Annotated in this window: 10 protein-coding genes and 1 pseudogene; 5 read left to right on the plus strand and 6 right to left on the minus strand. The window is 73.6% G+C overall.

Annotation, left to right across the window (positions count from 1 at the left end):
- Positions 1 to 175: 175 nt before the first annotated feature.
- From Phou_RS53245 to Phou_RS30725, 6 genes are all read right to left on the minus strand, one after another.
- Positions 176 to 646: a hypothetical protein gene (locus Phou_RS53245; protein WP_246273970.1), complete on the minus strand. Its 471-nt coding sequence runs from the start codon at positions 644 to 646 to the stop codon at positions 176 to 178.
- 81 nt (positions 647 to 727) lie between these two features.
- On the minus strand, positions 728 to 1,357 hold the full coding sequence (locus tag Phou_RS30705; protein ID WP_173062358.1) for a fasciclin domain-containing protein: 630 nt from the start codon (positions 1,355 to 1,357) through the stop codon (positions 728 to 730).
- 88 nt (positions 1,358 to 1,445) lie between these two features.
- Positions 1,446 to 2,156, minus strand: a complete 711-nt coding sequence (locus tag Phou_RS30710; protein WP_218579276.1) for an anti-sigma factor — start codon at positions 2,154 to 2,156, stop codon at positions 1,446 to 1,448.
- Positions 2,153 to 2,791: an ECF RNA polymerase sigma factor SigK gene (gene sigK, locus Phou_RS30715; protein WP_173062361.1), complete on the minus strand. Its 639-nt coding sequence runs from the start codon at positions 2,789 to 2,791 to the stop codon at positions 2,153 to 2,155. The genes Phou_RS30710 and sigK overlap by 4 nt, the downstream gene beginning before the upstream one ends.
- Before the next feature lie 65 nt (positions 2,792 to 2,856).
- Positions 2,857 to 3,219 (minus strand): hypothetical protein, encoded by a 363-nt coding sequence (locus Phou_RS30720; protein WP_173062364.1) that lies wholly within the window; start codon positions 3,217 to 3,219, stop codon positions 2,857 to 2,859.
- 72 nt (positions 3,220 to 3,291) lie between these two features.
- Positions 3,292 to 4,938 (minus strand): RNA polymerase sigma factor, encoded by a 1,647-nt coding sequence (locus Phou_RS30725; RefSeq protein WP_173062367.1) that lies wholly within the window; start codon positions 4,936 to 4,938, stop codon positions 3,292 to 3,294.
- A gap of 252 nt (positions 4,939 to 5,190) precedes the next feature.
- Here Phou_RS30725 and Phou_RS30730 point away from each other — a divergent pair, with 252 nt between their 5' ends.
- The 5 genes and pseudogenes from Phou_RS30730 to Phou_RS30750 all read left to right on the plus strand — a co-directional run bounded on the left by Phou_RS30730 (position 5,191) and on the right by Phou_RS30750 (position 22,911).
- The gene (locus Phou_RS30730) at positions 5,191 to 5,445 is read left to right on the plus strand and encodes a hypothetical protein (protein ID WP_173062370.1); all 255 of its coding nucleotides are present in this window, start codon (positions 5,191 to 5,193) and stop codon (positions 5,443 to 5,445) included.
- A 125-nt stretch (positions 5,446 to 5,570) separates the two neighbouring features.
- Positions 5,571 to 6,050 carry a heme-degrading domain-containing protein gene (locus Phou_RS30735; RefSeq protein ID WP_173062373.1) on the plus strand — a complete coding sequence of 160 codons (480 nt, stop codon included), beginning with the start codon at positions 5,571 to 5,573 and terminating at the stop codon, positions 6,048 to 6,050.
- Between the two features lie 394 nt (positions 6,051 to 6,444).
- Positions 6,445 to 7,074, plus strand: a complete 630-nt coding sequence (locus tag Phou_RS30740) for a phosphotransferase enzyme family protein (RefSeq protein WP_173062376.1) — start codon at positions 6,445 to 6,447, stop codon at positions 7,072 to 7,074.
- Between the two features lie 43 nt (positions 7,075 to 7,117).
- A pseudogene (gene hrpB / locus Phou_RS30745) lies at positions 7,118 to 9,561 on the plus strand (ATP-dependent helicase HrpB).
- Between the two features lie 138 nt (positions 9,562 to 9,699).
- A complete protein-coding gene (locus tag Phou_RS30750; protein ID WP_173062379.1) occupies positions 9,700 to 22,911 on the plus strand; it encodes a Tc toxin subunit A-related protein in 13,212 nt (4,403 codons plus the stop codon).
- Positions 22,912 to 22,925: the final 14 nt, after the last annotated feature.

Consider the following 22,925-nt stretch of genomic DNA (forward strand, 5'->3'; position numbering starts at 1 on the left):
TAGAAGTCCGCGTTGGCGGTGTAGAAGCCGGGAGCGTGGAAGGCCGGCAGGGGCTTGGCGGGCGCCGGGAGGCGGACCGCCTCGCGCGCGGCCGCCGCGTCGCCGGTGCGCTGCCGGCGCAGGATCGCGGCGCCGCCGCCGGCCAGCGCGGTACCGGCCACCAGTGCCGTCGCGGTCAGCAGCCGGCGCCGCGTGCCGTCGGTCGGGCCGCGCGGGCGGCTGCCGGGCGGGTCAGGTACGCCAGGACGGCGACGCTGACCGCGGCGCCGGCCAGCGAGGGGATCGCGTCCGCGGGCCGGGCGGCGGGGCGGGCCAGCGCCGCGGCCGCACCGGCCAGGCCGAGCGCGGCGGCCAGCACCAGGCCGAGGCGGCGCCGGCGGGCGGCCACGATCCCGACCGTCGCGGCGGCGCCGAGCAGCGCCGCGCGGATCGTCCACAGCAGGATGGGCTTGTCGGCGGTGCCGAACGTGCGGACCGCGTACTCCTTGACCGGCGTCGGAGTGGCGTCGATGACGGCGCCGCCTACCGCGATGAGCGGGGAGGCTTCCGGCCGCAGGATCGCCGCGGCCAGTTCCGCGGCGGCCAGGCCGGCGACGGCGGCGAGCACGCCGTAGCCGGCGGCGGTCACGAAGCGTGGGATCCGCATGGCGGGCCTCCAGGTTCGGCCGCGCGGCCGGGCCGATGGACGGTGGCGTACTGCCCGGCCGCGCGGTGCCTCGACGGGGTGTCAGGCGGTCGGCATGAGGACGGTGTCGATGATGTAGACGGTGGCGTTGGCGGTCTGCACGTTGCCGCAGACGACCGTGGCGTCGCCGACGGAGAAGTCCTCGCCGCTGCCGGTCACGTTGAGCTCGCTGCCTTCGAGGGTCGTGTGCGTCCCGGCGAGCTGCGCGGGGGCGAGCTTCTGCGGCACCGCGTGGTAGGTGAGGATCTTGGTCAGCGTGGCCTTGTCGGCCAACACCTTGTCGAGGTCCGCCTTCGGGATCTTGGCGAACGCGTCGTTGGTGGGCGCGAACACGGTCAGGGCCGGCGCGGTGTTGAGCGAGTCGACGAGGCCGGCCTGCTGGACGGCGGTGACCAATGTGGACAGCATCGGGTTGCCGGAGGCGGCGGTGGCGACGGGCACCTTGGCCATCGCCTCGAAGCTGCCGGCGTTGGACGGGTCGGTGGGGACGGCGGCGCAGCCGCTGCCGAACTCGTCGCCGTCCATGCCGGCCATCGCCTGCGTCGGCGACGCCGCGGCCGCGGTGGTGGCGGCCGCGCCCATGTCGCTTGTGTCGTCGCTGTCGCCACAGGCGGCCGTCGACAGGGCAAAGGTGGCGGCCGCCGCGAAGGCGACCAGGGTACGTGCGCGCATGACAAGAATCCCTTTCATTGGGTATTGCTGTGCGTGAGGGATTCGTACCGAAAGAGGGGTTGGATTGGTTTGTCTTTAATGCGCGATATCAGCTGAGCCGGACGACGGCGACAGGAGACGAGGTGGGTGCCCGTGAGCCGCCGGCAGGCTCGACGGTGACCGCGAGCGCGTCCACGCCGCGGACGGGGCCGAGCAGCACCGGGCCGCGGGAGAGTAGGCCCGCCGGCACCGGCTGGTTGCCCCGGATCAGCCACAGCTGGTGAATGCGGCCCGGTCCGGCGTCGGACAGGTTCTGTGCGACCACCACCGCCTGGTCGCGGCTGGGGGACACCGCGACGCTCAGCCGGTCGCCGGAGCGCAGCCGCACGTCCGGTGCGGACAGTACGGCCCCGATCGCCGCGGCCTGTTCGCGCGCGGCCTGGGCGGAGTCGCGCTGCTCGGCCACCCGCGGCTGCTGCGCCAGGTATCCGCCGACGCCCCCGCCGGCGACCAGCGCCACCGCCGCGGCGGCCAGCGCGCCGCGGTGACGCCAGCCCACCCGGCGCTGCCGCGGGCCGGTCAGCCGGGGCGGCTCCTGCCGGGTCTGCCGCACCTTGGCCAGCACCTGTTCGCGCAGCCTGGGCGGGGGCGCCGACCAGGCGCCGTCGGCGAGCCGCGCGGCGGTCTCGCGCAGCTCGGCCACCTCGGTGCGGCAGGCGTCGCAGCCGGTGAGGTGCCGCTCGAACGCGGCGCGTTCCAGGTCCGAGACGGCGTCCAGCACGTAGGCGCCGCCCAGGGCGTGTACGTCCACGGTGATCATGAGGGCACCTCCACGCCGAGGCAGTCGCGCAGGCGGATCAGCCCGTCCCGCATCCGGGTCTTCACGGTGGGCAAGGCGACGTGCAGCAGCTCGGCGACCTCGCGGTAGGTGTGTCCGCCGTAGTAGGCCAGCGTCACGGCCTGGCGCTGCAGGTCGGTGAGCACGTCGAGGCAGCGGTGGACCTGCTGCCGTTCGAGGCGGTCGCCCACCTCCTCGGCGACGTGGTCGTACGGCGTCTGCGCCGAGCCGGCCGCCACCCGCCGCAGGACCTCGACGCGCGACTGCTCGCCGCGGACGCGGTCGACGGCCCGGCGGTGCGCGATCGTGAACACCCAGTTGACGGCCGAACCCCGGCCGGGCTGGAAGCGGGCAGCGGTGCGCCACACCTCCACCAGCACCTCCTGCGCGACCTCCTCGGCCTGGGCCGGATCCCGCAGCACCCGGCGCGCCAGGCCGTACACCCGGGGTGAGACAAGCTCGTACAGCCGCCCGAACGCGGCCTCGTCGCCTCGGCCGACGGCGCTGAGCAGCCCATCCAGGTCCGGCCGCTCACCGGCCGGTTCCGGTACTGCCGCGAGCGGTCTCACCCGCTGCCGACGACGCTCCTGCTGCTGCCCCATCCACGCGCCTCGCATCCACCCAGTTCAGGTTCAACACGAGTAATTCGGTACGAACCCGGGGGCGGATGGGTGCAGCCCGGTCAGGCCGGCGGCAGCCAGGTGTAGCCGTGCAGGCCCTTGTGGCCGTAGACGTACAGGGCGGTGCCGTCCCGGCTCCAGCGGCAGCCGGTCGGGCCGGGGACGCTCTCGTGGGTGCGGGTCTCGGCGAGGCAGTGGCCGGTGTGCGGGTCGTAGACGCGGACCAGGCCGTCGTCCTCGGTGCCGCGTTCGAACAATGTCTGCTGCGTGCGGTGGCTGAGCACCGCGAGCCAGCGCCCGTCGGGCGAGGTGGCGAGGTAGGTGATGGCGCGCCCGGCGTGCTCGTGCGCGACGAGGTCGCGCACCGCGCCGGTCAGCCCGCCCCAGACGCCGAGGAGCAGAAGGTCGCTGCCGAACGGTGTCATGTGCGCCGCGACCGTGCACGGGCCGCATCGCCAAACGGTATCGGTGGCCGTCGAGCCGCCTCCACCCGTTTCTCAGCCGATGCGCCCGACCGCGGCCGGGGCGAGCGCGGTGCACGCCTCCAGCGCCGCGCCGGCGGCGCCGCCCGCGATCATCTGCAGCTCCAGGGCGATGTTGGCCCGCCGGAGCAGCAGCGTGCTCATGTGGTCGCGCCCGTCCTCGTACACGATCCGCACGAACACGTTTTCGTCGCCGAGGCCCGGCACCGTGCCCGAGCTGATCCCGCCGGTGCCGCTCGGGTATGCGGCCTGGAGCTTGCCGCGCATGTCCGCGAACGCGGCCTCCGGCTGCGCGCCGAGGTCGAAAGCGGTCAGGAACAACGCGTTGATCTCGAGCCGGCCGACGTCCGGCGCGAAGTAGCCGCGCACGCCGGGGCGCTGGAGGATGGCGTCGTCGGTGGTACCCGCGAACGGCGTGCACGGGTTGGCCGGCCAGCCCGTCGCGGACGCCACCTCGCCGGGCGTGACCAGCGCGCACGGCTGGGGGAGGGCCAGCGCGGCCGGCGCCGCGGCCGGGCCGGCACCTGTCGCGCCCACCTCGCCGGCCGCGGTGCGGGGCTGGCCGCGCGTGCCGAACGGTGGCACGTCGAGCCCCGCCGCGAGCACCACCGCCGCGACAGCCACCACCGCCACGGCGGCCACCAGTCCGGCGATGCGGGGGCGCAGCTTGCCGCGCCGTCGCCGGCGCCTGGGCCGCCGGTCGCGACCGCCGTCGGCAGGTTCCTCGTGCCGGTGGCGGGCCGTGGGTTCCGGCATGGGTACCTGCGGCAGCGCCAGCAGCGGCGGCAGCGTGACGATCAGCCACCAGTAGATGACCTCGGAGCGTTTGCGCTCCGGGTCGCAGATCCGGCAGGCGCCGTCGCGCCCGCCCGTGCGGTTGGGGCTCGGGTCCAGGTGCTTGCCGATCTCGCGGTACAGCGTCGTGGTCACCTCGGCACCCGCCGAGACGCGCTGCCACACCTCGGCCTTGAGCTCGGCCAGCCGCGGGCACGGCGGAGACGTCCACGCGGTCGTCGGCTCCTGGAGCCACACGGTGACATGCGCCCGGCCGCGCAGGTGGTGCATCGCCCGCTCGCCCTGGGTCTGCGCGGTGGCGGCGCTCAGCCCGCCGCCCAGGACCTGCGCGACCTCGCCGTACGACCGGCCCTGCTGGCGCAGGCACAGGACCATGCGCTCCTGGTGGGACAGGCCGGCCAGCTCCTCGAGCACCCGGCGGGAGCGGTAGCCGAAGGCGGCGGCGGCCGGGTCGGCCCCGCCGGGTACCACGGTGGTGTCGTCGTGGTGCGTCTCGACCCGCAGAGCCCGGGCGTGTCCCAGGTGGTCGACGACCGGCACCTCGCGGCGCCGGTCACTGATGCCGCGACCGAGGTCGTGGCACACGTTGCGGGTGATCTTCCGGATGTAGGCGGTGCCGTTGACGATCGGCCCGGCGGCCGGGTCGCGGCGGCGCAGATGCTCCAGCAGCCGCCGCCACGTCTCCTGCTCGGCTTCGTACGCCGCTTCCACACTGGCGAGAATGCTCAGGCACAGCGGGTGGACCGCCTGGTGCACGGCGTTCGTCAGTTCCTGGGCGGTCGCCGCGTCCAGGTCCTGCGTGGCGAGGCGCTCGATCAGCGGGGCGAGCCGATCCGGCACATCCTCGGCTTCAGCTCCGTCGAGCATCACGGTCACCAACTTTCCGGGCGGCACGGCAAATCGTTCCGGTACCGGATCCGGTAAGCACTCCCCGTGGCGGCCAGTGTCCGGTGCGTGATCGGCCACGGTCCGCTGGTCTGTCGGCTCGCGGTAAGTGCCGGCGGAGCCGAGGGAAAAAATCTTGCGCCGGCCTGTCGGTTTCCGGGGCGGGCCGCTGTCTGGGGCGGTGCCGGGCGAAGGAGCCCGGCCCACTGATGCCCTCACTCCCCGGAGGCCCTCGTGTCCCGTACCGGCGTGCTCTCGCTGCTCGCCTCGCTCACCGGAGCCGCCGCGCTCCTCGGCGACGTGCTCAGCCTGGTGATCCTCGTCGTCCCTCGCGCCGCACCACAGTCGCATGTGGAGGCTGTGTTCACGATCGTCAACCTCGCCGGCTTGCTGCTCGGCGTCTGCTGTGGACTGTCCAAGGGGCGGCTGAAGAGAGCGTCACGTAAGGTGGATCGATTGCGCCCAGCGAGACGCGATCTCGTCTCATGAGGTAGGGTTGGCGGGTGGCGGCGTGGACGGTCCACCGCAAACACGGCCACGCCGCCTTTCTCAAAGCTCCCGGGATCGTCCTCTGGTTAGATCGTTTCGACGATCGACGGAGAGGGCGGTACGCCGTGACACCGGAGCTTCGCGAGCAGGAGGAACGCCTCCAGTTCGACCGCTTTGACCATGACGACGCCTGGGAGCTGGGAAACCTTCTGGTCCGGCTGGCCAGGGAGCGCGGCCTCCCGGTCACCGTCGACATCCGCCGCGGCGACCACCAGCTCTTCCACTACGCGCTGCCGGGCACGTCGCCCGACAACGACGACTGGATCGAACGGAAGATCCGCGTCGTCCGCCGGTTCGGACACAGCTCGTACCTCGTGGGCCAGAGCTACCGCGACCGGGGCACCACCTTCGACGCCGAGCCCCACCTCGAACCGGCCCTGTACGCCGCGCACGGCGGCTGCTTCCCGATCATCGTCAAGGGCACCGGCCCGGTCGGCACCGTCACCGTCTCGGGCCTGCCCCAACTCGACGATCACCGCCTGGTCGTCGAGGCCATCGAGGCGTTCCTGGAATCCAGGGGCGCGGAAAAGAGCCCCGGCTCGTAGGACCTGATTCTCCACTTTCGACCGTCCGCGACGATTAGGCGCTCGGTTGTCTGGCCAGGCGGCTGTGCCGTCGTAGAAGTCGGTAGCCGGCCAGGGTTGCGGCTGCTTGACTTCGACATGTGATTAGTGATGTGAGGCTCCGCGCGTGCCTCGCGGATTCGTGGGGTTTGGCGGACCCGACGGTAGAGGTCCACAACGGCGGGATGAACTCGGCGACGTGGTTCGTCAGCGTGGGTGGTGAGCGCTGGGTCGCCAAGGCGGTCGTTCCGGCTTCGCGCCGCTCCTTCGTTGCGGGTCTGGCGGTGGCGTCTGCACTTGAAGCAACCGGGATTCCAGCGGGAGCCCCGGTAGCCACCCGGCAGGGACAGTTTGTCGTTGATGTCGATGACGTCCCGTGGCGTTGCTGGACTGGGTTCCAGGTGAGGAACTGTCGGGGGCAGATCTAGGCGATCACCGGCTGATCGGCGCGACCCTCGCTCGGGTGCACGCTGCGCTTTGCGAGGTGTCGGTTGCCGTTGCTGATCGATTCCACTGGGTCGATCCGGATGGCGAGCACCTGGGGATTCGCCCGTGGGTTCGGGATGCTGTGGCCGCGGGTGTCGCTGCGTACGACGAGCTTGATCCACCGTCGCTGTCGCGGGGTCTGTTGCATACCGATCCGGCTCCGCAGGCGTTCCGGTTGGACCGTGCACGTGGAGTCTGCGGTTTGATCGACTGGAGCACCGCCATGACCGGGCCGCTGTTGTACGACCTGGCGTCGGCGGTGATGTATGTCGGGGGCCCGGGCCGCGCGGGTTCCTTGGTGGAGGCGTATCTGGACGATGGGATTGTTCCGCGGGTCGAGGTCGAACGTGGCCTGCTGGCGATGTTGCGTTTCCGGTGGGCTGTGCAGGCCGACTATTTCGCTCGCCGGATCGCAGCCGAAGATCTGACTGGCATCGCCAGTGCTGCTGAGAACGAGGTTGGATTGGAGGACGCTCGAGGCTGGCTCAGCCGCCTGAGTCGGACGGGGTCCACCTTGTGAAGGTGTAGCCGGCGGACCAGGAACCTCCCGCGAGGTAGGCCCGATCCACCGTCCGTTGGAGCAGGATGGCGTGGTGCTGCCTGTCGAGAAGGTGCTTCCCGCGGTCGGCGACGCCCTGCAAGACGGGGGCGCCGCCGTCCTTGTGGCGCCGCCGGGTGCCGGCAAGACGACGCTGGTGCCGCTGGCCTTGATGGAGCGGATACCGGGCCGCGTCGTGGTCGCGGAGCCGCGCCGGATCGCTGCCCGCGCGGCGGCGCGGCGGATGGCCGCCCTGCTCGGGGACCGGGTCGGCGGGCAGGTGGGATACACCGTTCGGGGAGATCGCCGGGTCAGCGCGGCGACCCGCGTGGAGGTGGTGACCACCGGCGTGCTCGTACGGCGGCTGCAGCGCGACCCCGACCTGCCCGGCACCGGCGCGGTGATCCTGGACGAGTGTCACGAGCGGCACCTGGACGCGGACCTGGCCCTGGCCTTCTGCGTCGACGTACGCGCCACGCTCCGGCCCGACCTGCGGCTGCTCGCGATGTCCGCGACGGCCGACCCGGTGGCGGTGGCCCGCGCGCTGGGCGCCGGGGAGGTCGTGGTGGCCGAGGAGGCCTCACACCCCGTCGACGTGGTGTGGACGCCGCCACCCCGGCCGGTGGACGCGCCGCTCGGCCTGCGCGTCGACCCGCGGCTGCTGGACCATGTCGCCGCCACGGTGCGGCGGGCGTGGAGCGAGCGCGAGGGTGACGTGCTGGTGTTTCTGCCCGGCGCCGGTGAGATCAGGGCGGTCGCCTCTCGGCTGGCCGACCTCACCGTGCTGATGCTGCACGGCCGTCTGGACGCCGCCGCCCAGGACGCAGTGCTGCGGCCGGGCGCCGGGCGGCGGGTCGTGCTGGCCACCGCGGTCGCCGAGAGCAGCCTGACCGTGCCCGGCGTCCGGGTCGTCGTCGACGCGGGCCTGAGCCGGGTGCCGCGCACCGACCAGGCCCGCGGGCTGGGCACGCTGGTCACCGTGCCGGTGTCGCGGTCGACCGCCGACCAGCGCGCCGGCCGGGCCGGGCGAGAGGCGCCCGGCGTGGTGTACCGCTGCTGGTCGCCGGCGCAGCACGAGCGGCTGCCGGCCCAGCCCGAGCCCGAGATCGCGGCGGCCGACCTGACCGGCTTCGCGCTCGACCTGGCTTGCTGGGGAGACCCGGACGGCGGCGGGCTGGCGCTGCCGGACAAGCCCCCGCCGGTGCGATGCGGGCCGCGGCCCGGACGCTGCGCGCGCTCGGCGCGGTCGAGGACAGCGGTCGGGTCACCGCGCGCGGGCGCGCGATCGCCGCTGTCGGCGCGCACCCGCGGCTGGCCCGGGCACTGCTCGACGGCGCGCCGGCGGTCGGCGCCGACCGGGCCGCGCAGATCGTCGCGCTGCTCACCGAGCAGGCGGCCGGCGAGGATCTCGTCGCGGTGTGGCGCCAGCAGCGTGGCAGCGGCGACCGCCAGTGGCAGACAGAGGTGCGCCGGCTGCGCGCCGAGGCCGGTGACTGGCCGAGGACGGAGCTGACGGACGACCTGGCCGCCGGGCTGGTTGTCGGTCTGGCGTACCCGGAGCGGCTGGCCCGGGTCCGGCAGCCGGGCGGCACGGAGTACCTCATGGTCGGTGGGACCGCCGCGAACCTCGCGCCGGGGTCGGTGCTGGCGGGTGTCGCCTGGCTGGCGATCGCCGTCGCGGACCGTGACCCGCGCCAGCCGGCGGCACGCATCCGGTCGGCCGCCGCGATCGACGAGGCGACCGCGCGGGTGGCCGGCGCGGGCCACCTGGTGCGGGGCCAGGAGGTGGCCTGGTCCGGCGGCGACGTGGTCGCCCGCGAGTTCGAGCGGCTCGGCGCGGTCACGCTGGTCGAGCGGCCCCTGCCCGATCCGGACCGGGACGCGCTCGACCGTGCCCTGCTGGAAGGGCTGCGCCGCGAGGGCCTGCCGCTGCTGCCGTGGGACCGTGACGCGCGGGGGCTGCGCGAGCGGCTCGCGTTCTGCCGGCACGCGCTCGGCGCCCCGTGGCCGGACGTGTCCGACGACGCCCTGCTGCGTACGGCCGGGGAATGGCTGGGTCCGGAGCTGCACGCCGCGCGGCGCCGAGCCGACCTCGAACGCGTCGACGTCGCCACCGCCCTGCGGCGGCTGCTGCCCTGGCCGCAGGCCGCGGCGCTGGACCGGGTGGCGCCGGAGCGGCTGCTGGTGCCTGGCGGGTCACGGCTGCGGGTGGACTACGCCGATCCGCAGGCGCCGGTGCTGGCGCTGCGGGTGCAGGAGGCGTTCGGCTGGCAGCGGGCGCCCGTGATCGCGGACGGGCGGGTGACCGTCCTGCTGCACCTGCTGTCACCGGCGCGGCGCCCGGTCGCGGTCACGGCCGATCTGGAATCGTTCTGGCGCACCGGCTATCCGCGGGTACGCGCCGAGCTGCGCGGCCGCTACCCCCGTCACGCGTGGCCCGAGGACCCGACCGCCCCGTCCCGGCCGTGACAGCCACCGGGGACGTCCGGATACATGATCGTCGGCTGTGGCTTAAGTGAGTCATCCGGAAGCCGACACCTTGCATCATCGCGCGCCTCCACCGGCTCCTGCGTCTGACTCGACGCCGGAGATCCCGCTGGAGGAAGCATGCACCGCGACGAATCGCTGCCCAGTCACGACAAGGTCTTCGGCGAGCTCGACGTGCCGATCGTCGACGAGGCGCGGTCGGTGTACTCCCCGGCGGCCTACCTGGCCGACCTCCTCCAACTGGCCGAGGACTGCGCCACCGGCGTGCCCGAGGGCGCCGAGCGGCTCGGCGACCGGCGGCCCGACCTCGCCCGCGTGCTGCTCGACGCGCGGGCGAGCTTCACCGAGGTGCCGTACCTGGACATCGTCAACGAGGTGCTGGGGGAGCGGGTCGGTGGCGGCGCCGACCCGTTCGCGCGGCTCGCCGCGGCACGGTACCCGTTCCTCGCGCCGTTCTCCCTCGCCCACGAGCGGCTGCGCCAGTGCCTGCGCGAGCTGGGCGTCGACCCGGTCGAGCTGTACCGCCGGTTCGCGCCGCACGCCCACCCGGACGTCGTCGCCCGCGAACACCTGGGGCTCACCGCGGCCGAGGTGACGATGGTGACCACCGCCCTCGACGGTGGCCAGGCGCTGCGTGAGCAGTACAACCTGGGCGGCGGCGAGGCGTTCGACGCGCTGGCCGACGCCGACCGGTTCCGGCGCGCCGCCGGCCTGACCCAGGCAGAGCTGCGCGAGCTTGTGTACGGCGAGCTCGGCGCCGGCGAGCGGGACGCGGCGGCCGCCTTCTTCGTGCACCAGGGCGGCGAGGTCGTGTCGCTCGACGCGGACGAGCGGCGCCTGGTGCTCGCCGGCGGCACCGGATCCGTGCCGGTCGCCTGGTTCGACCGGGCCAGCCGGTTCATCCGGCTGGCCCGCCGCACCGGAATGTCCTTTGTGGAGCTCGATCGGGTGCTGCGGGCGTGTGCGGGCAACCGGCTCGACCTGGCCGCCGTCCGGGCGCTCGCGGTCGTCAGCCACCTGCGCCGGGAGCTCGACCTGCCGGTCGACGTGGTGGCCAGCCTGGTAGCCCCGATCGAGACGCTGGGCGTCGGCGACGCGGCACCGGCAGACCTGTTCAACCGGGTCTTCAACGTGCCCTTCGCGGCGCTGGACGGCACCGTGCTGCGCGGGCCGGGCATGCCGCCTCCGGACTACGCCGGCCTGGCCGAGCTGCGCTGCACCGGCGACATCCTCGCGCCGGTGAACGCGGAGTACCGGCGGCGGGTGGGCGCCGCCGTGGGGCTGGCCGCGCACGACCTCGCCGCGGTCGTCACCCGTGCCCGCGAGCGCGGCCCCGCCGGCCTGTTCGGCCGCACCGGAGCCGGCCTTGCCGAGCTGTCGCTGCTGCACCGGGTCGGCCGGCTCACCGCGGCGCTGGACATCTCCGTCACGGAGCTGTTCGCCCTGCTCGACGTCCTGGACAGCGACCCGTCCATGAAGCGGTACACGACCTTCCCCGTCCTCGTCGACAGCGGAGCCTCAAACGCCGGCGGCGACCTGGTGCTCGCCGGTGCCGAAGGCCCGGACGCGGGCCTGTGGCTCGTACAAACCCTGCTGGCCGTGGTGCGCTGGATGCGGGCGACCGGCCTGACCGCCACCGACCTGGCCGGCATCCTGGGCGGTGCGGCGGGAGAGGGCGCGGAAGACCGGCTCCTGCTGGACGGCCTGCGCGCGCGTTTCGAAGCGATCGCGCCGGCCGCCGCCGTGTTCGGCTCCGAGCGCTTCGGCGAGCGGGCGGCACAGGTCATCCGCGACGTCATCGCCGACGCCGCGGCCGGCGCCGGGCGCGGCGGGTCGCTGCTGCGCGTCGACCCGCCGCTGCGGGAGGCCGCCGCACGCACCGCGCTGGCGGAGCTGAGCGCGGTCGCCGCCAACGACTTCCTTGGCCTGGGACTCGGTGACCGGCTGGCCGCCAAGGCGTACACGAACCTCACGCTCGCCGGCTACCTCGGCGAAGGCGGCGCGGTCGTGGTGGAGCGCGTGCCCGCCACGCCCGCGGAGCTGCGCCTTCGCGGCGACTTCGCCGCATACCAGGACATGCTCTTCGACCTGGTGGGCAAGCTCTGCGAGGGGAGCGAACAGCCGGCCTTCTACCCGTCCGACCTGGCCAGCCTCGCTGGCATGAGCGAGGCCGAACGCACCGAGCTGTACGACAACCTCGTCCACAACGGATATTTGACCTCGACCGGTGAGGTGCTGGACCCGGGCTTCTTCGCGACGATCGGCAACCGGACCGCCTTCGCCGTCGACGCCGACCTCGCCGACCTCGCTGACGGGGTGCACGCCCTGCTGCTGGACCTCGCCGGCCGGTCCGGCGCACTCGCCCCGGAGGACCTGCACGGCCTGGCCGACGCGGCCGCCGCCCAGCGGGTCGCGGACCGGCTCGCCGCGCGGCACCTGCGCGACGGGCGGCTCACCGAGGAGGCGGCCGCCCTCGTCGCCGACCCCGACGCCGCGCTCGGCCTGGACGGCTTCACCGCCGCCGAGAACGCCACGATCGCCCACCAGCTCCGGGTGATCCTCGCCGACGGCCGGCCGTTCCGGGTGGATCCGGCGGCCCTGACCGCGCTCGGGTTCACCGACGACGAGCGCCGCCGCCTGCTGGCCCAGCTCGTCGAGGCCGGCCACCTCACCGAGGCGCTCGGCGTCGCCCCGCAGCGGTTGGCGTACTTCGCGCACGCCCCGCACGCCGCGGACTTCGGCCTGCCCGGTCTGGTCGACTTCCGGGTGGAGATCTTCCACCTGCTGCACGCCGCCGCGACCGAGACCGTCGCCGGTACCGCGCACATCACCGGCGTGCTGGAGCGACTCGCGACCGCGCAGCACGCGACGCTTGTCGAGTACCTCAGGGAGGGGCTCGGCGTGCCGGCCGCGACCGTACAGGCGATCTGCGCGGCCGTCGCCGGTGACCTCGACCGTGCCCTGGACGTGCTGGTGGAGCCGCTGCTGGCCGACCCCGCCGCGGTCGCCGACGACCCGTACCCGCGCCGCGCGCTGCGGCGGATGCGCGGCTTCGCCCGCTTCGCCACGACGGTCGGCCTGGACGCCGACCAGGTGACGCTCGCGTTCCGCGACCAGGACCTGACCGGCAAGTACCCCGAGCCGCTGGCCCTGCCGCCGGGCGCCGACCGGATCGACGCGCTGCTGGAAAGCGCCGACGGCAACGTGTACGTGTTCCACGGCGCCGACGTGTGGGTGTACTCCGCCGCGACGCACGCCCTGCTCGACGACCGGCCGAGGTCGCTGGCGGACCTGTCGCCGGCACTCGGCCAGCTGGCCACTGTGGACACCGCGTTCGCCGACGCGGCCGGCGCCGAGTGGATCGTCGGCCGCGACGGCGAGGGTGTGCCGCACACGTTCGTCCGGGAGCCCGGCCGCCCCCGCTGGCTGCGGCGGGTACACGAGTGGGGCGTGGTGGCGAACGCGTTCGACGGCGCGCGGCGGATCGACGCCGCGTTCGTCGACGAGGGCGGCCGGACCTACCTGTTCCACCGCGACCAGTACGTCCGGTACGCCGGCGACGACCACGAGTACGTCGACGAGGGCTACCCGCGGCAGATCGTCGACTGGGCCGAGACCGAGCGGCGTACCGCCCCGCTGCCCGAGCGCTTCCGCACGTCGCTGGACGCCGCCTTCCACGGGCTGGACGGCACGACGTACCTGTTCGCCGGTGACAGCTTCCTGCCGGTACGCGACGGTGCCGGGGCACAGCCGATCGCCGGCACCTGGGGCACGACCGCCAACGCGCTGGCCGGCGCCGAGCGGGTGGACGCCACCTATGTGGACGGTCCGGCGCTGTACGTCTTCGCCGGCAACCAGGTGGCCCGGTACACGGCCGGCATCGAGTCCGCCGGTGTCCGGGTCGACGACGGGTACCCGTGCCGGATCGACGCACACCTGGAACACGTGCCGGCCGAGTTCGACGGCGGGGTGGAGGCGGCCTTCGCCGACGACGCGCACGTCGTGCACCTGTTCAAGGACGGGCGGACGGTCGCGCTCGACAGTGCGAACCCGGCGGTGGTCGCGACCGCCTCGCGGTGGGGACACCTGCCGCCCGCCCTGCCCGAGGGCACCGTCGACGCCGCGCTGGCCGGCGTCGACGGGCACACCTACCTGTTCAGCGGCGAGACCTACATCCGCTACTCCGGCACCGACTACTCCACTGTGGACCTCGGCTACCCGCGGCGGATCGACGGCGACTGGGCGGGGCTGCGCCGGGTCGACGCCGCGTTCGTCCAGGACGGCGCGACGTACCTGTTCGGCGCGGCCGGCCTGCTGTTCGACGTGTCCATCGGCCACCGCGACGAGGATCTCGACGCCGGCCGGCTGCCGCGTGACCTGGGCCAGCGGCTGCTCGCGCACGGCGTGACGGTCGCCGACGGCGCGCCGGTCACCGGCCAGGACCCGCTGTGGCAGGTCACCGCCGAGGACGGCATCGCGTTGCGGCTGCTGCGGGTCGACGAGGACCGGCTGGAGGTGCGCTGCGACCCGGCCACCGAGATGGCGTTCCACGTCCGCTACTCCACGCCGGACTACGCGGTGCCCGACCCCGGGTACCCGCGCCCGATGTCGGACAACTGGTGGAACCTGCCCGAGGACCTGGTCGAGGAGGGCGCCGCCTTCGCCCGCGTGGACGCGGTGCTGACCGGCCGGGACAACCGCACGTACCTCTTCTCCGGCGGGCAGTTCCTCGTCTTCGACAACAAGCGCCGCTGGTGGTCCGAGCCCCGGACGCTGGAGCAGCACTGGGACAGCCTCCCGTTCGGCGGCGTCGACGCGGCCTTCGTCGGCACCGACGGCCGCACCTACCTGTTCCACCGCGGCCGGTACGCGCGCTACTCGACCGCCGACTACACCAGGCTCGACGACCGGTACCCGGCGGCGGTCACGCCGTTCTGGGGCAAGGTCGCCAACAACCTCGCCCGCACCGGCAGGGTCGACGCGGTGCTCGTCCTCGACGGCGAGGACGGCGCGCGGCACACCTACCTGTTCTCCGGCGACCAGTTCATCCGGTACACCGGTGCGGCCGCCGGCGCCACCGCGGACATCGGCTATCCCCGCGCGCTGAGCGCGCTGTCCCAGGAGCCGAGGCTGGGCAACCTGCGCGTGAGCCTGCCGGGTGTCTCGGCGGCGTTCGCCGACCGGGGCAGCGTCTACCTGTTCAGCGGCGACACGTGCCATGTGGTGTCCGAGTCCGCCCACCGCCGCTACGACGACCTGGCCCAGGACGTCGTGGGCTGCGCCTACGTCGACGACGGCGAGGTCTGCGTCGAGCATCCGGGCGGCTGGTACCGGTACAGCGCGCTGGAGGGCACCGCCGTCGCGCGCGACCCGGTGCGCCCGCGGAGCCTGCGCCGGGTCCCCGTCAGCTGGCGGACCGGGCTGGACGCGGTGCTGCGCGGCGTCGACGGCAACACCTACCTGTTTCAGGGCACCTCCTGCTACAACGCCGACCTGGGCCGGGAGTACCCGCTGGCCGAGGAGTGGGGCCGGCCGCGCAACACGATCTTCCACGACAGCGCCGTCGACGCCGCCTTCGTCGGCACGGACGGCCGCACCTACGTGTTCCGCGACGACCAGTTCGTCGTGTACGCCGGCGACACCTACCTCGACGCCGAGGTCGAGGGCGACGCCAGGCCCGTCGCGGAGCACTGGGGCGGGCTGACCCGGGTGGCGCTCGCGTACGTGCGCGACGGCGTCACCCACCTCTTCGAACCGGCTGACGCGACCGGCGCCATCCGCTACGTCACGTACTCCGGCGCCGACTACAGCCGCCCCGACCACGACCGGCCCCGCACGACCGACGCCAGCTTCTGGGAGGTACCCGAACGGGACCGCCCCGCCGGCTTCACGATGCCGGCGGCGGTGCTGGCGAGCGGCACCAGCACCCTGCTGCTGATCGGCGAGGACTGCCTGGCGCACAACGACGCCGCCGGCACCTGGTCGGCGCCCCGCCCGATCGCGCGGATCTGGCCCGGCACCGGCCGCCTCGACGCGCTCACGGCCGCGTTCACCGGCCGCGACGGCGCGACCTACTTCTTCGACGGCGAGGACTTCATCCGCCACGACGGGCGGTCCGCCGCCGCCCGCGAGCCGATCCGCGCCCGGTGGGCCCGTACCCGCAACAACTTCCTCACCCGCACCGGCGAGGACATCGTCGACGCGGCGCTGGTGCACCGCGGCGTCACGTTCCTGTTCTCCGGCGACCAGTACGTGCGTTACAGCGGCCCGGACTACCGCTACGCCGACCCCGGCTATCCCAAGCAGATCGTCGGGAACATCCGCTCGGAGGAGGCGTTCGCCGCGCTCCCCGCCGAGGTGGAGGACGACCTCGCGGAGCGGTTCGCCGCCGGCGGCCGGGCGATGGTCGACGCCGCGGTCGCCGACGAGCGCACCGTGTACCTGTTCGTCGGCCGCACCTGCCACGCGGTCTCCGGCGAGCTGGCGGCGGCGTACGACATCGCGCGGCTCGGCCAGGCCCGCAACAACGTCGCCGAGCGGGGCCGCGTCGACGCCGCCCTGGTCCTCGGCGAGCACACCTACCTGTTCTCCGGCGACCAGTACGTGCGCTACACCGGCGGCGACTACGGCCGGGCCGACGACGCACACCCGCGCACGATCGCCGCCGGCCTGCCCGGCGAGCTGGGCGTACCGGCGCTGCCGGAAGCCTTCCACGACGGCATCGACGCGGCGTTCGAGACCGGCGACGGGCGGACGATCCTGTTCGCCGGCGAACAGGTCGTGTCCATCAAGGACGGTGCCGTCACGCCCGGCTCGATCGAGGGCTGGGGCACCGTACAGAACGACTTCCGCGCCGAGCGGGCGGGCCTCGACGCCGCCTTCGTGGCCGCGACCGGCGAGCTGTACGCCTTCGCCGGCTCCCAGTACGTCCGGTACGCGCCGCTGGCACTGGACACAGTGGAGCCCGGCTACCCGAGGCGGATCGAGGACAGCTGGGGTGACCTGCCGGATGGGTTCGAGCAGCGGGTCGACGGCGCGTTCCGGTTCGCCGGGCGCACCTACCTCGCGCGCGGCGACGAGTACGTGCGCTACTCCGGCGACGGGTACAGCGCCGTCGACGGCACGTACCCGCAGCCGTTCCGGCACCGCTGGACCGACGCGGCCGACTACCGGCTCAGCGACCTGCGCACGATCGCCCGCTTCGCCGAGCTGGCCCGCACCCACCCGGACAGCGACGGCGGCCTGGCCACCTTCCTGCTGCCCGATCCGCGCGTCGTCGCGGACCCGTACCGCCACCTCGCCGACCTTTTCGGCTGGGACGCCGGCGAGCTGAAGTGGTGCCGGCGCAACAGCCGGCTGTTCACCGGCGTGGGCGAGGGCGGGCCGGACGGTGCGGACGGCGACCGGCTGGAGCTGGAGTTCCTCGCCGCGCTGAGCGACGTGTTCGCACTCGCGGCCCGGCTCGGCACCCCGCCGTCCCAGGTACACGCCGCGCTCTGGTCGCCGCTGCACCGGGACGGCGACGCGGGCGCGGCCGCCGACGCGCTGCACACCCTGCTCGCCCGGCGCACCGGAGCCGAGCGGTGGCCCGCGCTGGCCCGGCGGCTGCACGACGAGCTCAACCTGCGCAAGCGCGACGTGCTCGTCGCCGCGGTGCTCGGCGACAGCGGCGAAACCTCCCGCGACCTGTTCGTCCGCCACCTGCTCGACGTCGACATGGGCGCGCGGGGCACCACCTCCCGCATCCGCGAGGCGATCGCGGCGGCCCAGCTGTTCATCCACCGGTACCTGCTCGGCCTCGAACTGGCCGGCGGCGACGAGGAGACCCGGCAGCGGGTCAAGCAGTGGTGGGGCTGGATGCGCAACTACCGGGTCTGGGAGGCCAACCGCCGGGCTTTCCTCTACCCGGAGAACGTCCTTCGCCCGGAGCTGCGCCCGACCAAGACCAACGCCTTCCACGCGCTGGAGGACGAGCTGCTGCGCGGCGAGATCACCGCCGAGGGTGTGGAGAACGCGTACAGGCGCTACCTCGACGAGTACACCGAGGTGTCCCGGCTGGCCATCGCCGGCGGCTACGTGTACACGAAGGACCAGCTGCCGGACGGACCGCGGCGGCTGGTGCTGTTCGGCCGGACCAGGACCGCCCCGCGCCGCTACTACCACCGGCGCGCCGAGTTCGCCGACCGGGCCAAGCTGTCCGCCTCCTGGGAGCCTTGGCAGCCGGTCGACGTGCGGATCGACGCCGACCACGTGCACCCCGTGCACGCGTTCGGCCGGGTGTTCGTCTTCTGGGCGGTGCCCGAACCGGTGACCGAGGACGACCCGAACACCACCTCCGTCGTGGCCCGCTCCGCCCCCGACGGCCAGGTGATCTCCGGGCGCGGCCGCGCCCAGCGGATCCGGATCCACTACTCCTTCCAAAACCTGAACCAGCAGTGGGTACCGGCGCAGACGCTCGGGACGGGGGTCCGCGAGGAGGGCACGATCTCCGGCGCCACGCTCCTGCTCCTGCCGCGCATGAAGACCGCCGACCAGATGTCGATCGTCGTGTCGTGCGCGTACACGGTGACCGCGAAGGGTGAAGGCGCCGCGGAGCCCACCACGCGGACCGGCAACGCCCTGTTCGAGCTCAACCCCGAGCTGTACGCCGAGGACCTGCTCGCGACCGGCGACGCGGCGACCGAGACCGCCGCGCTCGTGGCCGAGGCGACCGCGCTCGAGGCCGACCGCACCGAGGCCGCCGCCGAACGCGTCGCGCGCATCTTCGTGGACCCGGTGGGGGAGGGCGACGTCGTGCGCTTCGACGCCCCGGCCGGCTCGGACCTGTGGTTCAGCGTCGACCACAAGGGCGGCAGCTTCCTGTGCCGCGCGGCGGCGGTGGAGCCGCTCGAGTTGGTCACGACCGCCCTGGCACCCAACGGTGAGCGGCTGCCGGACCGGCCGGCGGTCGACGCGGCCGTGGAGCTGCCCAGCGGCGACCGTTACTTCTTCGACAACACGGCCAACACGTACCTGCACATCGGGCCGCCGCCCGCGGCCGGCGAGGCGCTGGTGACCGGCGGTGGACCCATCGCACCGCGCTGGGGACGCGTGCCGAGCCCGCTCACCGCGGCCGGCACTGTCGACTCGGTGCTGTTCCGCGGCGACCAGACGTTCGTCTTCTCCGGCGAGACGTACGTGCGGTTCACCGGCGTGCCGTTCGGCGACCCCGACGCCGGCTACCCGCGGCCGCTGCGGGACAACCCCGACACCCTGCCCCGATGGGAGCGGCTGGACGTCGCGTTCACCGCGCCCAACGGCGTCGAGTACTTCCTCGACAACACCGGCGACCGCCTCGTCACCTCCACGGACCTCGCCGCGGCGGCCGCCGCGGCCGCTGCCGCCGAGGCGGAGGGAAAGACGCCGGAACCCGTCACCACGCGCAGTGTCGCGGCCGGGCTCTGGCCCCGCTCGGGCAAGCCGGAGCAGTTCGGCACCGTGGACGCCGCCGTCGTGACCGAGAAGGCGACATACCTCATCTCCGGCCAGTGGTACGTCCGCTTCTGGCGCCGCACCGGCGGCGGTGGCGGGTCCTCACAGCAGCGCAAGGTGCTGCCGCTCGCCCCCAACAACGACGACCTGCCGACCGACTTCACCATCTCCGCGGGCGTGTGGCGGGACGGCAGGATGTACTACTTCGGCGACGGCGAGGACTTCTACGAGATCGACCGGGCCGGCAACCGCGTCACCCGGCCCACGTACGGCACGACCGCGCTCGCGCAGACGCAGGACGTCGACGCGGCGTGGGCCACCGCCGACCACCTCTACCTGACCACCGGGGCGCAGTACGTGCGGTACACCCTCGACGGCGGGACGGTGCCCTACTTCGTCGACCCGGGCTACCCGGAGGATCTGCCGGTGGCGGTCGAGGCCGCGTTCCGCCGCGACAGCACCGTGTACCTGTTCGCCGGCGACGGGTACACGCACCTCGGCATCGACCAGGAACCCGCCGACATGGGTGAGCTGCGTGCGGCCGCCGGCGCCTGGGGAGACCTGCCCGGCGCGGACCTGCCACCCTTCGACGCCGCGCTGACCACCGCGACCGACCTCTACCTGTTCCACGGCGGCGGCTACGTGCGGTACCCGAAGACCGTGGGCGTGAACCGGCCGTACGAGCACGCCGCGCTCCCGTTCGAGATGATCCGCCTCACCACAGGCACCGCCTCGACGCTCAACCGGCGGCTGCTCGCGGGTGGCCTGCCCGCGCTGCTCGCCCTGTCCACACAGGAGACCGACGAGGTCACCGTCACCACCGACGAGACCGCCACGTCCGCGATCCGGGTGCGGCCCGAGCTGGTCGACGCCAACCGGCTGCCGACCGGCTCGCACCTTGACTTCGGCAACGCCAACGGCCTCTACTACTGGGAGATCTTCTTCCACGCTCCGCTGCTGATCGCGCAGGCGCTCAACGGCGCGCAGCGGTTCGAGGACGCGCGGCGCTGGTACGAGTACGTCTTCGATCCGACCAACCCCGGCTCGTACTGGCGGTTCCTGCCCTTCCTCGCGGTCGACCCGCGGGCGCTGGCCGCCGCCCTCGACCACGACCTGGACCGGCTCTCCGATGTGGACCTGCCGGCCGGCGGCGTGGCGACCGCGCTCGGTCCGGTCGTCGACGCCCTGCGGGCGCTGGCACCGGCGCTCGCACAGAACCGGGACCCGGCGACCGAGCGGGAACGGCTCGCCCTGGCGACCGTCACCGGGCGGCAGCCGCGCGAGCAGGTCGACACCGCGGTCGCCGCGCTGGTGGCCCTCGCCGACCTCACCGCGGCACAGCGCGACGCGCTGGCCGCCCTCCAGGAGCACCTGGTCCTGCTGGCCGAGCTGGTCCGGCAGCTCGACCTGGCCGCCGACCGTGACGCCCTGCTCAAGGTGTACCGGGACAACCCGTTCGACCCGTACGCCGTCGCCGACCTGCGCCCGGTGGCGTACCGCCGCGCGGTCGTCATGGGCTACGTCGACAACCTGCTCGACTGGGCCGACCTGCTGTTCCGGCAGTACACGCCGGAGAGCGTCGACGAGGCGCGGATGCTCTACATGCTCGCCCACGACCTGCTCGGCGAGCGGCCGGAACGCCTCGGCACCCAGCTGCGGCCACCGTCGGAGTCGTTCGCGGAACTCGCGGCCGGCGGCGACCTGGACCTGGTCGGCTTCTTCACCGCCGGCGGCACGATGACCACGGGCGGGGGCTCGGTGCACGCCGGCGTCGCCAATGCCTACTTCCAGATCCCGGAGAACACCCTCTTCGAGGAGTACTGGACGCGCATCGAGGACCGGCTGCGGAAGATCCGGCAGTCGCTGGACATCATGGGCATCGGCCAGCCGCTGCCGCTGTTCGCCCCGCCGATCGATCCGCTGGCCCTCGTGCGCGGCGCGGCCGCCGGCAACGGACTGGACCTGGCCGCCGCGAGCACACCGCCCGCCGTACCGCACTACCGGTTCGCGTTCACGCACCGCAGGGCCCAGGAGCTTGTCGACAAGCTGCGCCAGTTCGGCAGCGACCTGCTCGGCGTCCTCGAGCGCGCCAGCGCGGAGGAGCTGAGCCTGCTGCAGGGCCGCCAGGAGCGGGAGATCCGCGCGCTGACCCGGGACGTCAAGCAGGCCCAGATCAGCGTGGCCGAGCAGAACCACGCCGAGCTGACCGTCAGCCTCGCCGAGGCGCGGGCACGGTCCACCCACTACGAAAACCTGATCGCCACCGGCATGACCCAGCTGGAACACGCGCAGCTCGACAACATGTCCAGCGCCGTGGACGCCCACCTGGCGGCGAGCGTGCTGAAGGTCGCGGCCGGGATCTCCTACGCCGTGCCGCAGTTCTACGTCGGCCCGTTCATCATCGGCACCGACACCGGTGGCCGGCAGCTCGGCGACTCGATCGACAAGGCGTCCGAGGTCTCCGAGTCGCTGGGTGAGATGTTCAGCATGCTCGGCGAGGTGCTGGGTATCCAGGCGCAGCACGCCCGGACGGCCGAGGACTGGGAGCTGCAGCTGGCCACCGCGCAGAGCGACGCGGCGGAGCTGGGACACCGCATCACCGGCGCCGTCGAACAGGTGCGGATCGCCCGGCAGGAGGCGGAGATCCTGGAACGGGAGATCGCCCACGGCGAGGCCGTCGCGACGTTCCTGAAGGACAAGTTCACAAACGCCGAACTGTACGGGTGGATGGCCGCGAGCCTGTCCGGGCTCTACTTCCAGGCGTACCACCTGGCGTACGAGATGGCGCGCGCCGCCGAGCAGGCCTACCGCTTCGAGCGCGGGCTGACCGCCGGCGAGGCCACGACGTTCATCCGGCCGGCGCACTGGCAGAGCCGCCGCAACGGCCTGCTCGCCGGTGACGGGCTCTGGCTCGACCTGGAACGCCTCGGCAAGGCGCACCTGGACGCCGGCGGGCGCGGCCTGGAGATCACCCGCCAGGTCTCGCTGCGGGCGCTGGACCCGATCGCGCTGCTGCGGCTGCGCGACGGCGGCAGGTGCGAGTTCGCGCTGACCGAGGCCCTGTTCGACCACGACTTCCCCGGCCACTACCGGCGCCAGCTCCGCACGGTGACCGTGACCTTCGCGGACGCCGACGGGCAACCGCTGGGCGTGAACGCCATGCTGACCCAGCTCGCCCACAAGACAGTGCTGGAAGCCGACCCCCAGGCGGTACGGCACCTGCTCGACCCGCAGGGCGCACCACCGGCGTCGGTCCGCGGCGACCTGCGGGCCGGCCAGCAGATCGCGCTGTCCCAACCGGACGGCGGGCGGGAGAACAACGGCCTGTTCGACGCCCGCTTCGACGACGACCGGTACCTGCCGTTCGAGGGCACCGGCGCGGTTTCCCGGTGGAGCCTTGACCACCACGGCCGGCCGGTACGGGGCCTGTTCGACGTCGTCTTCACCGTCAAGTACACGGCGGAGCAGGGCGGTGAGGCGTTCGCCAACGCGGTCCGGAGCATGCTGCGGCCGCGGCCCGCGGCACGCCTGTTCGACCTGGCCCGCGACTTCCCGCAGGAGTGGAGCGCCTTCCTGTCGGACGGGGACGGGCGCCTCGTCCTTCCGCTCACCGCCGAGATGTTCCCGGACCTGGCGAGCCAGCAGGTCACCGGCGTCTACGCGACGTACGAGCGGGCGGACGGCACCGGTACCCGGCTGCTGCTCGGCGGCGACCCGGCGATGGCCCTGCCCGAGGGGCAGCTACTGCCCACGCCGGGCCGCACGCTCGCCTCGCCGGGCTGGATGTTCACAGTGGACGGTCCGAAGGAGGACCTGCGCAACGTCGGTCTCGCCCTGACCTACCAAGCCCGCACCCTGTAGCCGAACGGAGCAGA

It is taken from the genome of Phytohabitans houttuyneae (assembly GCF_011764425.1).
GTDB classification, from domain to species: Bacteria; Actinomycetota; Actinomycetes; order Mycobacteriales; family Micromonosporaceae; genus Phytohabitans; species Phytohabitans houttuyneae.